Here is a 14,271-nt window from a genome sequence, read left to right on the forward strand (position 1 = left end):
CACGGCCGGCGAAACCAGCGGACATCGTGCGCTTTTCACACCGACCTCGGGATATGCCATGCCTGACAACGCATTCTCCGGCCTCATCGAGGCGCAGCGAGAGAACTTTCCGCCGATGTCACCAAGACCGCGACGTGACGGCTCGATCAGCTCGACCGTACGGAACGCATGCTGCTGGGGCACGCCGACGAGTGGTGTGCGGCGTTGCGCAGCGACGTCGGAAGACCCCGTTCGAGCAGCAATTCGAGATCGCCGTGCCCGCCGGCACCATCAAATCCGGCGATCGCGGCCCTGGCCGCAGGCGGTCCCGTCGTGCTGAACCCGCCGACACGATTCCCTCGAACACGGCATTGTTCGCGGTGGTCACCGGCGGCCGGGAGGAGATCAGCCAGCAGTTCGAGTTGGGCAGGATCCGACGCCCTCAGCAACACCAAGGCCATGCTCATCGGCAGCAACCCGGACAAGCCTCTCGACATCTTCCCGCCCTGCAGCGGCAAAGATCTCGAACCCACCGCGAGCCTGTCCGGCCGACGCCCATCGAAATCCAGCAGCACCGAACAGCCTCCACGCCACCCCCTTTCACAGAAGGCACCCTGATGACAACCTCCGATCAACTCAGCAACAAATCCGTTCGTGCCCTGGTGACCGCGGTGAACGCCGGCGACCGGCTCGGGTTCTACAACACCCTCGCCACCGGCGCTTCGCTGTCCGACGACGGTCGCCCGCACGACCTCACCGACTGGGCCGAGCGCGAAATCTTCACCACTCACGGCCACTTCGAGATCGAGTCCGAATCCGGCGACGGTCTCACGGTGATCGCGAACTATCGCAACGACCGCTGGGGACAGATGCGCACCCGCTGGACGTTCACCGTCGACGCCGACGGCAAGATCAGCCGTATCGACACCGGTCAAGCCTGACCGATCCCAGCCTGTACCAACGGTCCCGGAACCGATCCCGACCGCGGCGGCCTGCCCGGCAGCAGGCCGCCGCGGTCGTCGCGGTGTTCATCCGGGTGAGCTGATCCTCGACGAAGCGCCGTCGGCGGCTGGTGGGCTTGCGGTGGTTCGTACGAGGTAGTCCCACGCCTTGCCGATCGCGGTGGGGTTGTAGATGTGCTCACGTTTGGCCAGCGACTCCGCCGGGTCCGACCAATGCCGCGCGTCCCCGAACGCCATGGCATGTAGCTGCTGTTCGGCCGCCTGCTCCAGCAGTAGCGCAGCGAATGTCGCGGTCGGCAGATCCGGTCCGACCGTGATGATTCCGTGGTTCACCAGGAACAGCGCGGACGCGTCGCCGAGACATTCGGCGACCGCCCTGCCGAGATCGGCGGTCATGATCAGGTCCGCGGTCGCGGTGAACCGCGGCACCGCGGGAGGCACGAAGTAGTTGGCCGCGTGGCTGACCGGCAACAACTCTTTTCCCGCGGCCGCCAGCGCGATCGCGTGCGGTGCGTGGGTATGCACCACTCCTCCGACATCGGGTCGTGCGGTCATGATCTCGGTGTGGATGGGGTATTCGAACTGCACCGCACCCTCACCGTCGACGATTCTTCCGCTGCGGTCGACCAAATGCACACGGGCGGGAGTGATTTCGTCGAGGCCCCAGCCGCCGGCCTTGATCCACACACCCCTGCCCTCGGGGTCGCGGGCGGAGCTGTGACCCCAGATGAAGTCGCCCTGCCCGTACCGGGCCAGGATGCGACTGGAGGTGGCGACCAGCCAGCGGACCTCGTCTGTGTCGCTCATCGGTGCACCAGCCCGCCATTGACCGAGATCGTCTGCCCTGTCAGGTAACCGCTGTCGTCGCTGAGCAAGAACACCGCGAGACTCGTCATGTCGTCCGGTCCGGCGCTACGGTGCAGCGCCTGCGCGGCGAGCATGGCGTTCTTCTGTTCCGGCGATACCGTCTCCCGCGCCACCTCGGTGTAGACGGGGCCGGGTGAGAGAGTGTTGACGCGAATCCCGTACTGCCCCAGCTCGTGTGACATCGAGAAGGTCATGGCGGTGACGCCGCCCTTACTGGCCACGTAGTGCAGGTATCCCGATCTGCCGAGTTGCACGGCGTCGGAGCCGATGTTGACGATGCTGGCACCGTCGGAGCGTCGTAGCAGCGGTAACAGTGTCGAGGTCAGCAGCCAGGGCCCCTTCAGATTGACGGCCATGAGCCGGTCCCACTCCTCGGGTGGGATCTCCCAGAACGGTTTCATCCGGATCGTGGAGAAGATCGCGGCGTTGTTGATCAAACCGTCGACGCGACCGTACCGTTCGCCGAGCTCGGCCGCGAGCGTGCGGCAACTGTCCGGATCGGCGACGTCGACGATGTGGTGTGAGGTGCAGTCCGCGAGCTCCTGGACGGCCGGAGCCAGATCGACGGCGGCGACCGTGGCGCCTTCTTTGTGTAACCGCTGGGCGTAGCCGGCGCCGATGCCCTGCGCGGCTCCGGTGACGACTACGACCTTCCGATCGATGTTCGAATAACTCATGCCAGAGTCCACTTTCGGTAGTTCGGTTCGTCGGCGGGGACGATCTCGGTAGCGAGTGCTGTCAGGCAGCCGGGGCAGAACGATTGCCGCAGCGCCATGGTCCGGTCGGTGAACAGTCCCGGGTCCTCCTTGATGCCCGGGCCCGCGTTGGCAGCGGCGGAGGTCCGCACCAGCGCGTGCGACATCGGTTGCTGCGGCGACTCTCCGACCTGCGTGCCACAGTGACGGCAGCAGACCGCGCCCTCGCCGCCGATTTCGAGATTGATGTCGATGATCACGGTCGTTCTCCCGGACTAATGGTGAGAGTGGTTGTGGCGCCGGCACGTTCAACGCGAGCCTGCTGCCGGTAGGCGGCGGTACGGTCTAGATCCGGGCGGGCCTGGTCGTCGAGCACGACGCCGTACACGTGGCGTGCCGCGTCGGGAGAGACTTTGTTCGCCACGACATCTGCGGCCACGAGTTCCGGTTCGCGGTGGAACGGATCGCCGATGCCACCACCGCCTTGCCAATGGGTGTAGTAGACGTCGTCGGTGCCGAGGGCGGTCTCGAGGTGCGGTGGGACCACGTCACGGCGGCCGCCCATGTCGTCGAAACCGGCGGGTATGCGTCCTGCGGCGAAGGCGGCCCGCACAGCGCTGTCGCGGATGAGGAGGTCGTGCTGGGTGGCGGCGGGGTAGCCGCCGGACAGTCCGGGGGCCTGTGGCACGGCCTTGCCCGGTGCGGAGACGACCAGATGCAGCCCGTCCGGGCCGGTGTCGTGCGGGATGAAGCAGCTCGAGGCGCCGACACCGCCGCGATAGCGGCCCGGCCCGCCGGAGTCGGTTTCCTCGCGCCGCCACAGATACAAGATGGGGAAGGAGAATTCGTTGATCTCTACATCGGCGACACGGCCCATCGGGATGCAGTTCTCGCCGCCGGTGTCGACGCCGTCACCATCGATCTTGGCGCCGAGCCCACCGGCCATGGCATCGCACAGCATGGTCACGAAGCCTCCGCCGCGCTGGTCGACACCGGCAAGCAGGGTGAGATCCCAAGTGCCACAACACACACTCATCAGCTGGCGGGAGTGCACGGGGTGGGTGGCGAGCATGGCCGCAACGGTTTCCGACACCGCATTTTGGGTCGCCCATGCCGAGGCCACCGAGGCCTTGCCGATTCCGGCGGGGAAGGTGCAGTTGTTGAGAGTGCCCGGCTCGCTGACTATGTCGACGGCCCGGTAGATGCCGCCGGGCGCCCAGGGGATGTCGGGGCAGAGCATGGTCAGCAATACCGGCATGATGCCGCCGCGCAGCCCGGCCAGGGTGCAGTTGATGATGCCGTCGACCTGTGGGTCGGTGCCGGTGAAGTCGAAGGTCAGCCGGTCGCCGGATTTGGTCATGGTCAGCACGATCTTGTGGATCGCGCGGTCGCCGGCGCGGCCGCCGTCCTGGTGGGCGACCGCACCCCAGCTGCCGTCGGGGAGTTCGGCGAGCTTCGCCCGCACCCGGGTCTCGGCATCGTTCATCATCCGCTTCATGACGGCCTTCACCGTGCGGGCACCGTACTTGCCGATCAGGGCATGCAGCCGGTCGTGGGCGACGTTGTTGGCGCCGATCTTCGCGCGCAGATCCAGCGCGACCAGCTTGGGAACGCGGGATCGCCGCAGATACACATCCTCGACGTCGGCGCGCAGGCGGCCGTTTTCGACGATCTTGACCGGCGGGGTGGGGATGGATTCCCAGAACACGTCGCGTCCGTCGACCGACCAGCTCCCGGGTGAGACGCCGCCGAGATCGACCTGATGCGCGACGGCGGCGGTCCAGCCGAACAGTTCGCCGTCGTGGAACAGCGGAGCCAGCACGGTGACGTCGTTCTGATGCAAGCCGCCGCCGACCCACGGGTCGTTGCACAGGAACAGATCGCCGGGGCCGAACCCGGGGTTCGAACTGCGGTGGTGCAGTGTCCATTTCACGGCCATGTCGACCGAGGCGGCCAGCTGCATGTTGTAGAGGCCGACCTGGACGGTGTCGCCGGTCTCATCCAGGATGGCGGCGCCGAAGTCGTTGCAGTCGGTGACGACGACCGAGCCGCTCATGCGTTTGATGGCGTCGCCCATCTCCTCGGTGATCGCGGCCAGGCGGTGCCGGACGACCTCGTAGGTCAGCGGGTCGAGGGCGGCGACCTCGTCCGGGTTCACCCGGTGCAAGTCGACCTCACCGATCGCGCGGGTGTCGGGGGCAAGTGGTTCCGGTTGGGCGGCAAAGCGTTCCGAACCGGCCACGGGAACTGCGGGCATGGGTCAGCCCTCCTTCGTGATGTCGGTGTCCGTGTCGGCGGACCGGTAGGTGATGACGAGATTGCCGAGGCGGTCGACGGTCGCCTCGGTGCCGCGCGGGAGTGCCACGGTGGTCGTCGGTGCTTCCACGACCGCGGGCCCCTCGAGCCGATGACCGGCACCCAGCGCCGTGTAGTCGTAGATCGCGGCCGCTTCCCGGCCGTGGACCACGTCGAGAAAGACCTCACGGGTACCGCGCGAGACTGGATCGCCTTGGTGCACAGCGTGTTCGGGCAGGGTCGGGCGGATGGGCAGGTGCCCGACGGCGCGTACCCGGTAGGTGATCACCTGCAGTCCGGCGTCGGCGAAGCCGGAGCCTTTACCGTAGATGCTCTCGTAGCGGCGTTCGAATTCGGCTCCGATGGCGGCGATATCGTCCGCGGCGAGCTCGCCGCCGGGGACCGGGGTCGAGACCTCGGCCATCTGCATGGTGTAGCGGATGTCGGCCTCCCGCTCGTAGGTCACGGCGTCGAACCGCAGCCCCTGGTCTCGCAGGCGTTGCCGCAGTTCGTCTTCCAGCTCGGTGTAAACCTCGTTCATTGCCGCGGCCGGCGGCGGGAAGGTGTGCGGGCGGCTGCGCTCGGCGGTCAGCACGATGTCCGACGCCGCCAAGCCGTAGGCGGAGAACACCGCCGCGGTCGATCCCAGCGGCACGACGACCTGGGCGACACCGAGGTCGGCGGAGTAACTGGCCGCATGCACCGGCCCGGCGCCACCGAACGAATACAGGACGAAGTCACGCGGATCTTGGCCGGTGTTGACCACCACCTTGCGAACCAGATCGGCGGTCTGCGCGTTCTGGATCGCATAGATCGCCTGTGCCGCGTCAGCCACCGACAGGCCGAGGGGCTCGGCGATATGTGTCCGGATCGCCTCTGCGGCAAGTTCTTCCGACAGTTGTTTCCGTCCGCCGAGGAAGTTGTCCGGGTTGACGATGCCGAGGACGACGTCGGCGTCGGTCACCGTCGGCTCGGTACCGCCGGCGCCGTAGCACGCCGGACCCGGTCGTGCCCCTGCGCTGCGTGGGCCCACGCGCAGGTTGCCACCCGCGTCGATCCACGCGATCGCACCGCCCCCGGCCCCGATGGTGTGCACGTCGACCATCGGCGTGCTGACGGTGTACTGATTGAGCACCGTCGATGTCGAGGTGACCGGTTGGCCGTCGCGGATCAGTCCGACCAGGAACGTGGTCCCGCCCATATCGGTGGAGATGACGTTGCGGTGCCCGAGTGTCTCTGCGAGATTGCGGCACCCGATGACGCCGCCGGTGAGGACCGATCCGATGGTGGTGATCGCATGTGAGGGTGCGTCTTTGGACGATACGCAGCCGCCGGAGCCCTGCATCACCAGCAGGGTGCCGGTGAAGCCGCGATCCTTCAGCTCATCCTCGAGCGGCCGCAGGTAGGCGGCGAGCCGGGGGCCGACCTGTGTGTTCATGATCGTGGTGACGCTGCGTCCGTATTCGCGGATGCGCGGGCTCACGTCGCTGGACAGCGCCACATAGATATCCGGAGCCTGCTCGCGGACGATCTCACGGATGCGCTGCTCGTGTACCGGGTTCCGGAACGACCACAGCAGGCTCACCGCGATGGATTCGACGCCGTCGCCCAGCAGCGCGCGCACCTGGTCGCGCACGGCTTGCTCATCGAGCGGGACGAGCACCGCGCCCTTGTAGTCGATGCGCTCATCGATCTCGCGGATGCGCTCGCGCGGCACCAGTGCTGCGGGTTTGGCGGTGCGGGCCATGTGCTGGATGTCGTCGTTGCCCAGCCCGGCGTAGCGGCCTTCCAGGTTCATGATCGAGATGGAGTCGGCGTGGCCGCGAGTGGTCAGGAATCCGACCCGGGCGACGTCACCGGTGACGATCGCGTTGAGGGTGGAGGTGGTGCCGTGCACGATGTAGTCGGTCTCCGACAGCAGTTGCGCGGTCGTGATATCCAGCGCACCGGCCAGATCGTCGATGGCGGTGAGGAATCCGCGGGCGAAATCCGGTGGGGTGGAGGGTGTTTTGGCGGCGGCGAGCCGGTTGTGGCGGTCTGCGACGAAGGCGTCGGTGAACGTGCCACCCGTGTCGATTCCGATGACGTAGGGCATGGGAGCCTCCGAGTGTGAGAGAGCGTGGTATACGGACGGTTTCGGGTGTCACAGCAGCACGTTGACCGCCTTGGTCTGGGTGTAGCTGAGCAGTTCTTCCAGGCTTTCCTCGCGGCCGACACCGGAGGCCTTGTACCCGCCGAACGGGACATTGGGGAAATGACGCGACGAGCCGTTGATCCAGGTGAACCCCGCATCGAGCGCACCGATCACGCGATGCGCCCGGGTGATGTCGCGGGTCCACACGCTGGCGGTCAGCCCGTAGTCGACGCTGTTGGCGATTTCGACGGCCTGCTGTTCGGTGTCGAAGGTGAGGATCGACAGCACCGGGCCGAACACCTCCTCGCGGGCGACGGTTGCCTGCGGAGTTACCCCGCCGAGAACGGTTGGCCGCAGATAGTGGCCGCGACCGAGGCCGTCGGGCCGGACACCGCCGGTGAGAACGGTGGCACCTTCGGCGACGGCCGTACGGATGTAATGGTGAGCGCGGTCGAGTTGCCGCTGCGACACCAGCGGCCCCTGCTGACAGTGTTCGTCGAACGGGCTGCCCACAGTCCGTGCCGCCACCTCGGCCACCACCCGGGCGGTGACCTCCTCGGCGATGCTCTCGTGTACCAGCAGCCGCGAGTTGGATCCGCACGACTGCCCGGACCAAGTGAAGTTCATGCCGAATACCGCTCCGGCAGCCGCCTTTTCGAGATCAGCATCGTCGAACACGAGCATGGCGTTCTTGCCGCCGAGCTCGAGTGTGATGTCCTTGACCGCATGCTCGGCCGCCTCTCGCTGCAGCGCCCGGCCCGTGGGTTCGCTACCGATGAACCCGATGCGTCGCACCTGCGGATGGCGGGCGATGGCGCGGGGCACGGCCGGACCGTCCCCGACGAGGATCGACAGCACTCCCGGCGGCAGCTCGCCCGCCAGCAACTCCCCCAGTCGCAGCGACGACAGCGGCGCCACCTCCGGCGGTTTCACCAGCACACAATTGCCGGCGACCAAGGGAGCAGCGAACTTACAGGCGAACATCAGCGGATGGTTGAACGGCACGATCCGCGCGCAAATGCCGATCGGCTCCCGCAGCGTGTAGTGCAGGTTGGCGCTGGCCGGGATCGTCGCGCCCTTCATCTCCAAAGCGAGTGCGGCGAACAGGCGCAGATGTTCTACCGCCATCGCGACATCGGCGCGAGCGTTGACGATGGGCGACCCGGCGTCCACGGCGTCCAGGGCCGCCAATTCCTCGGCATGTTCCTCGATCACGTCGGCGAGCCGGCGCACGATCGCCGCACGTTCCGGTGCCGGTGTCATCCGCCAGGAATGTCGCGCCGATTCCGCTGCGGCGACAGCGATTTCGACGTCGGTCTCATCACCGTCCGGTACGGACGCGATAACGGTGTCGGTGGCCGGTGACCTGACGTCGTAGGTCCGGCCGGACGCTGCCGCGGCCGAGCGGCCACCGATCAGCAGCCGGAACTCGCGGTCGAGGTGCCGTGCGATATGGGCGGGGATGTCGGCGTCGAGACTGATGGTCATCGAGTACTCCTGGTGGTGTCGGCGTACAGCCAGTCGCTGTAGCGGTAACTGCTGGGGTCTGCTCGCGCAGATAGGCGTTGCGCAGGGTGGCGGTCATGCCACCGCAGTGCCACAGGTCGCCCACCAGCGCGCCGTGGCATGCACCCGGGCGGTGCGAGGGATACGGCGGTCCTGGAAATCAGTCACCGCCTGTTTCCACCGTCCGGCCGGTGGGGGGCGGCACCGAGGGCGCCGGCGACGTCGTAGCCACCACGTTTCCTTCCAGCCATCTGTGATGCGAAGCTGAATTCGACGCTAATGTGACCCAGTTCATAAACGCACTAGGATTCTGCTATGCGGGATCGCCCAACCTATCCACAGAGCTCTGTCGACAACGCCCTACTGCTCATCGCCATCCTCCGCGACCAGGGGGAACTCACCGTCAAGGACGCCGCCGCAGTCCTCGGAATCTCCTCCTCGACCGCACACCGGCTGCTGTCGATGCTGGTGTACCGGGACTTCGCCGTACAGGACGCAACCCGCCGCTATCTGCCCGGCCCCGCACTGTTCCTAGGCGCCGTCGAACATCGCGCGACCAGCCGGCTGAATCTGCTCACCCGCCCGCTCATGCGCAAACTCCGCGACGAGACACGCGAAACCGTGCATCTGGTCGTGCGCAGCGGCCGCTGGGTCCGATTCATCGGCAGCGTCGAATCGCAACAGGCGCTACGGGTCGGCGATCGACGCGGGGCCATCATGCCCGCCCGGACCGCCTCCACCGGCAAAGCCCTGCTCGCCGACCTCACCACGGCCCAACTCACCCGCCTCTACACCCGCCGCGGCCACATCCCTGCCGACGACCGCGAAGCCCACCTCACCGACCAGGAATGGGCCACCCTGCAACGAGCCCTCGAATCCGCCCGCCGACTCGGCTACGCCGTCAACGCCGACGACACCGAAAAAGGTCTGACCGCAATAGGAGTCGCACTTCGCACCAGCAACGGCCAGCCCATCGCCGGACTCTCCGTAGCCGCCCCTACCATCCGTATGAACCGCCGGCTCGCCGACAGAATCGGACGCCGACTCGTCGCAGTGGCGACCGAAAGCCAGCAGGTCCTCGAGCAATTCCAGTGAGCCAGACGCAGCGTAGCCATTGTCAGCCACGGTGCGCCGCACGTTGAGTTGAGGCGAACGAGGCCCACCATCCAGTCATATGCCGCCCGCGTAGCCGCGAAAATCCGAAAATGAGACTCCGACACCCATATTCCGGCGGCGGTCCCTTCGCGTCGGCGTTCGAGGATCAGTGCGGGGAGTGTCGCTTGCTCCTCTGTCAAGCCGTGGAGGCCAGGTGGTCGTTGACCATGGCGCGGAAGACGGCGTCGGAGATTCGGCGTTTGAGGACTCGTAGCGCCTCCATGCCGCCGTCGCCGGAGGCTTTGCGTCGTGCGAGTAGTTCGCGGGCGTCGGGATGGCAGCGGGCCTGGGTGAGCGCGATGCGGTGAATCGCGGCATTGAGCTGCCGGTTCCCGGTCCGGGACAGCCGGTGGCCAGCACCGCGAAGGTGGCGAACAGTTCCGGATCCGCTCCGGCTTTGGCCCACTTGATGGCTCACATGGTAGTGAGCAGTGCTCGCAACTCGCCCTCCTGGGTGTCACGGGCGTCAAGGGGGAGGTGTCGTGGACGCCGGCCCGGATTCGTCGGCCTTGACGACAGCGGCCCGGACGCGGACCAGGCGGTCTGGGCACCACGGCGGTCATGCAGGCCATCCTGTTCACCTCCAAGCTCCACCTGGTCGGGGTCGACGCCGACCACCGTCGGCACGGGCTCGGCCGGGCCCTCGTGCGCGCCGCCGCCGCGGCCGCGTACCGAGGCGGGGTGGAGATCCTGTACGGCCAATTCCTCACCGACGACCGAGAATTGGGCGAGTTCTACCGAGGGCAGGGCTTCACGGTGATGCCGCCCGCGACACCGCTGAATTTCTCGCAGTGGCTGGACGGATTCCCCGGCGGACCGGCGCCACTGGCGAACGAGACCTTCTTCTAGGCCCCAGAATCCTGAAGCTGGCCCGAGCCGCACAGTAGCTTCGCGTGCAGGTCCGTTCGAGGTGGAGTGTTGGTAGATCCGTGGTGTGTCGCCGCTGATGATGCGGTGGATCGTGGGAGCGGCCGACGCTGTACTCCCCGCCAAGGTCTGCAGGAACAACCTGCCGAACGGGTGATCCTGGATCTCGACGTCATCAGTAAAGGTCGACTCCATTCCACAGGTTCCGGATCGGGGACGGGTCGTCGACGACGGTGGGGTGGAGGTCCAGTCGCATGGTGGTCCTGCGAGTGGGTTCGTAGCGCGGCCAGTTCACTCGGCCGGTGCGGGCGAATTGCACCCATGTGCTGTGTACCAGGTCGGCCAGCTGCTGTGGTGGGTTCGGGCCGGTGACCCATTGCATCCGGCGGTCGTGGAGCTGGTCGAAGACGAACGGGACCTCGAGGAAGTGGCATGATCCGAGTTGTCCGTCGAATTGCGGGGAGCGCCAAGTGAATTCGTACATGTAGGTGGCCGCCGGTGCACCGGCGTGTGCGTCGGCGAGCCGGATGCCGGGGATGGTGTAGAACCAGTCCGCCTGCAGGATCGCCAGTAGCGCACCGGGATTGGCGCCGGGGTAGGCGGCGCGGTAGGCGGGTAGCGCCCGGTCGACCGGCAGCCGGTACAGGCGCATCGCGGTGGTCAATTCCTCCTCGGTGACCGAATCGAGGCTGCGGAACGGTACCAGCGACAGCCTCCCCTCCTCGCCGTTGTGGCCGAGCAGTACATCCACCTCGGTGGCGGCTCCGGCGGTGACGGCGTCGATGGGTTTGGCGGGCAGGGTGGTGCCGTCAAGGGTGGAGCGCCACATGTTGACGCGGCACCCCGGCTCGCCGCCCCAGTGTTGCGGATTCGGTTGCCGCGCAAGGTCGCTCATGACCGCGGATTGGGCGGCGAGCACGCGCTCGACACCGGCTGCGGCGACGGCGTCGCGGGTCGGCGCCACGCCGAGCTTCGCGATGAGGCGCTGCCCGATCTCGTGGGCGGTGTCGGTGGAGTAGCAGATATTGCCCGCACCGCTTTCCATGATCGCGCGCCGGAACAGGCCCTTGGCGCGCGGCATCGCCAGCAGCGTGCCGACGGCCATCGCGCCCGAGGACTGACCGAAAATTGTCACGTTGCCGGGGTCACCGCCGAAGGCGGCGATATTGTCGCGCACCCATTCCAGCGCCGAAATCTGGTCCAGCAGGCCGACATTCGCCACGCCGTCGTCGAGGAACAAGAATCCCTCGGCGCCGAGCCGGTAGTTCATCGCGACGAACACCACGCCGTCGCGGGCGAATGCGCTGCCGTCGTACAGGCCGTTGCTGCCGGTATCGAGACCGCCGCCGTGGATCCACACCATGACCGGTAGGCGCGCCGGACCCGGTTCGCGGGTCCAGATGTTGACGTTGAGATAGTCCTCGCCGGGGATCGGCGGCGCGAAGAAGTCCAGCGGCGGTGGGGTCGGCGGCTGCGGTGGTGTGGGCCCGAGGGTGAGCGCATCGCGCAGGCCGGTCCACGGCTGGACCGGGCGCGGTGGCAGGTAGCGGTTCAGGCCCTGCGGTGGCGCGGCATAGGGCACCCCCTTGAACGCGTGCACGCCGGCGGTCACGCTGCCCCGCACCCGCCCGGCTCGTGTCGCGACGATCGATTCGGCTGTGCGACCGGCACCGCATCCGGTGGCGGCCAGGGCGGCGAACGCGGAGGCCGCGGCCGTGCCGCGAAGAAATGTCCGGCGGTTCAAGACTTTTCGTCCTTTCGGCCCGAGCCTCGTCATTCGGCGAGGGACGCTCGGAGGAACTCGAGGATGGAGGTGGGTTCGTTCCTTCAAACCTACGACGTAGGTTTCGGGCCGACGATATATCCTACGGTGTAGGTTTGACAAGGGAAGGAAATGAACGTGGCCAGGCGCACACAGGGCACATCGGCGGGGCTCACCCGTGAGCGCATCGCGGCGGCCGCCGTGGCACTCGTCGACCGCGAGGGCCTGGAGCGCTTCGGGGTACGGCGGCTCGCCGACGAACTCGGGGTCGACCCGATGTCGATCTACAACCACATCAAGGGCAAGGCGGCGCTGCTGGACGCGGTCTCCGAGGTCGTGCTCGCCGAGATGGCCACCGACGCCGACGCTCCCGAGACCTGGGAAGAGATCGCACGCTGGACAGCGCACAGCTACCGGGCGACCGCCTACCGGCACCCCCACGTGGTCGCACTGCTGGCTACCCGGCCGCAGACCTCGCCCGCGGCCCTCTCCACGCTGGAGCGGCTGGTCACCGCGATGCGCACGGCCGGTCTGCCCGACCAGGTCGTCTCGGACACGCCGATGATCCTGTTCTCCTTCCTCAACGGATATCTGCTGGCGGTCCTCAGCGGCGGATCCGACAGTGCCGCAACCGTGCCCGCATTCGACTCCGCGCTGTATCCCACGATGGCTACTCTCGCGCCCCAGATGACCGACTTCGGATCCGCGACGGAATTCGACCGGCTACTCGACACCGTGCTCGCCGGAATCCGGGACCGGGCCGCTCGACAGCAGACCGCTGAAGGCACGGGCCGCAACGACACGAGGAGGAAGCGGCCCGTCGTTCGTTGAGACGGCACACCGACCAGGCGGTCGCGTATTCGACCATCTGGTCGTACCGCTGAGCGATGAGGTCCCAGCTTCCCGGGCCGGGCGGTAGACGAATCGACCTGCGCGAAGCTACTTTGCGGCTCGGGCCGGCTTCAGGATTCTGGGGCCTTTACCGGGTCCTGACCACCGACAGCTACCCGCTCATTCCGTGAGGGTGAGGCGGCTGGCCATATTCAGCTTCACCTCGCCGTAGGGCAGGACGTGTTCCCAGAACAGCGGCGTGACGCCGCGTTTGTCGGCGGGTGTGGCCAGCAGGCCGGCGCAGTCGGGGTCATCGAGAAGGTCCTCTCTGCCGAGTTCGATCATCGCCTGATAGGTCGGGTGGGCGTTGGCCTTCATGAACCGCCGCAGGATCGCCTCCGTCGACGCCGTGCGGGTGCGGATCGCGTTGGCGCACTTGACCATCTGGTCGTACTGCTGCGCGATCAGCTCCCACCGGATCGGGCGCGTCATCGCCGGCCGCAACCGCGGCCACAGGTCGGCTTCCCCGGCGGCCGGGCGGTACAGCTTGCACTTGGTGATCCGCTTGATCCGCGGCAGCAGATCGAACCCCAGCATCTTCGTGACCCCGAACCCGATTCCGACTGGCCGTGCGTATCAACGTAATTCGCCTCTACGGTCATCTCGGTGCCGTGATGAATCGCGCCTTCGACCATCGCGTGGACTTCGCTGGCCGAGCAGTTGATCCGCTGCGAGTGGATCACCACCGAGCCCTTCTCCACCGACCAGCAGATCAGCACACCGCGGCCGCCGTAGCGGGAGTGCCACTCGGTGAAGATGTTCTGGTCCCACGACCCGAAGTGCGTCGAGTCCGACGCGACCGCCGTCGAGCCCTCACCCCACACGCTGGCGCGACGGACCCGGAAGGTGGCGTTGGCGATCTCGATCCCGATCTGCCGGGCCGCCTCCGCGGTCAGATAGCGGCGGCGCACGTAACGGATGTCTTCCTCGCTGTGGCCGTGATCGCCGCCCGCGACCGACCGGATCGGCACAGGCCAGAAACGCTGGTTCACCCGATGGAAAGCAGCGCTGAACGCCTTCGACATCGCATTCGAAGGCCGACTCACCGCCGGACGGAAGTAACTCAACCAACCCGAGTTACACCGTTATCTGGACAGGCCCATCCGCCCGGGGCCGGCCGGCGCACGTGAGGTGGTTTTTCCGGCCTTGTGCTCGTCG

General features: G+C 67.1%; 13 protein-coding genes and 1 pseudogene. 4 read left to right on the forward strand and 10 right to left on the reverse strand.

From position 1 onward, the window contains the following. Positions 1-146 precede the first annotated feature (146 nt). Positions 147-554 carry a hypothetical protein gene (locus tag NA3_RS37880; RefSeq protein WP_167355077.1) on the reverse strand — a complete coding sequence of 136 codons (408 nt, stop codon included), beginning with the start codon at positions 552-554 and terminating at the stop codon, positions 147-149. Between the two features lie 42 nt (positions 555-596). Between NA3_RS37880 and NA3_RS33165 the strand changes: the two genes are divergently transcribed. Beyond that, positions 597-920, forward strand: coding sequence for a hypothetical protein (locus tag NA3_RS33165; protein ID WP_062968536.1), 324 nt, complete (start codon positions 597-599; stop codon positions 918-920). A gap of 87 nt (positions 921-1,007) precedes the next feature. Here the strand turns inward: NA3_RS33165 and NA3_RS33170 are convergent, their stop codons facing one another. Genes NA3_RS33170 through NA3_RS33190 form a run of 6 tightly spaced genes read right to left on the reverse strand, consistent with a single transcriptional unit; the run spans position 1,008 to position 8,420 of the window. Next, a complete protein-coding gene (locus NA3_RS33170; RefSeq protein WP_062968538.1) occupies positions 1,008-1,748 on the reverse strand; it encodes a class II aldolase/adducin family protein in 741 nt (246 codons plus the stop codon). After that, a complete protein-coding gene (locus tag NA3_RS33175) occupies positions 1,745-2,485 on the reverse strand; it encodes an SDR family NAD(P)-dependent oxidoreductase (protein WP_062968540.1) in 741 nt (246 codons plus the stop codon). Before NA3_RS33175 ends, NA3_RS33170 begins: the two co-directional genes overlap by 4 nt. Continuing rightward, entirely contained in the window at positions 2,482-2,763 is a 282-nt protein-coding gene (locus NA3_RS38925) for a hypothetical protein (RefSeq protein WP_227995132.1), read from the reverse strand. The genes NA3_RS33175 and NA3_RS38925 overlap by 4 nt, the downstream gene beginning before the upstream one ends. Further along, positions 2,760-4,760, reverse strand: a complete 2,001-nt coding sequence (locus NA3_RS33180; protein ID WP_227995134.1) for a hydantoinase B/oxoprolinase family protein — start codon at positions 4,758-4,760, stop codon at positions 2,760-2,762. The genes NA3_RS38925 and NA3_RS33180 overlap by 4 nt, the downstream gene beginning before the upstream one ends. 3 nt (positions 4,761-4,763) lie before the next feature. Continuing rightward, complete coding sequence (locus NA3_RS33185; protein ID WP_062968542.1) at positions 4,764-6,893, reverse strand: hydantoinase/oxoprolinase family protein; 2,130 nt, start codon at positions 6,891-6,893, stop codon at positions 4,764-4,766. A gap of 48 nt (positions 6,894-6,941) precedes the next feature. Further along, a complete protein-coding gene (locus NA3_RS33190) occupies positions 6,942-8,420 on the reverse strand; it encodes an aldehyde dehydrogenase family protein (protein WP_084492078.1) in 1,479 nt (492 codons plus the stop codon). Positions 8,421-8,753: 333 nt separating this feature from the next. Between NA3_RS33190 and NA3_RS33195 the strand changes: the two genes are divergently transcribed. Continuing rightward, positions 8,754-9,533 (forward strand): IclR family transcriptional regulator, encoded by a 780-nt coding sequence (locus NA3_RS33195; RefSeq protein WP_062968544.1) that lies wholly within the window; start codon positions 8,754-8,756, stop codon positions 9,531-9,533. Between the two features lie 196 nt (positions 9,534-9,729). Here the strand turns inward: NA3_RS33195 and NA3_RS36430 are convergent, their stop codons facing one another. Further along, a complete protein-coding gene (locus NA3_RS36430; protein ID WP_227995135.1) occupies positions 9,730-9,999 on the reverse strand; it encodes a transposase in 270 nt (89 codons plus the stop codon). A 155-nt stretch (positions 10,000-10,154) separates the two neighbouring features. Between NA3_RS36430 and NA3_RS33200 the strand changes: the two genes are divergently transcribed. Then, on the forward strand, positions 10,155-10,442 hold the full coding sequence (locus tag NA3_RS33200; RefSeq protein WP_062968546.1) for a GNAT family N-acetyltransferase: 288 nt from the start codon (positions 10,155-10,157) through the stop codon (positions 10,440-10,442). A gap of 193 nt (positions 10,443-10,635) precedes the next feature. Here the strand turns inward: NA3_RS33200 and NA3_RS33205 are convergent, their stop codons facing one another. Continuing rightward, entirely contained in the window at positions 10,636-12,204 is a 1,569-nt protein-coding gene (locus NA3_RS33205) for a carboxylesterase/lipase family protein (protein WP_227995137.1), read from the reverse strand. Between the two features lie 156 nt (positions 12,205-12,360). Here NA3_RS33205 and NA3_RS33210 point away from each other — a divergent pair, with 156 nt between their 5' ends. After that, on the forward strand, positions 12,361-13,053 hold the full coding sequence (locus NA3_RS33210) for a TetR/AcrR family transcriptional regulator (RefSeq protein ID WP_227995141.1): 693 nt from the start codon (positions 12,361-12,363) through the stop codon (positions 13,051-13,053). Positions 13,054-13,233: 180 nt separating this feature from the next. On the opposite strand, the pseudogene NA3_RS39380 reads toward NA3_RS33210, so the two are convergent. After that, positions 13,234-14,105: pseudogene (locus NA3_RS39380) on the reverse strand (Tn3 family transposase). Positions 14,106-14,271: the final 166 nt, after the last annotated feature.

It is taken from the genome of Nocardia africana NBRC 100379, assembly GCF_001612635.1.
Lineage (GTDB): Bacteria > Actinomycetota > Actinomycetes > Mycobacteriales > Mycobacteriaceae > Nocardia > Nocardia africana.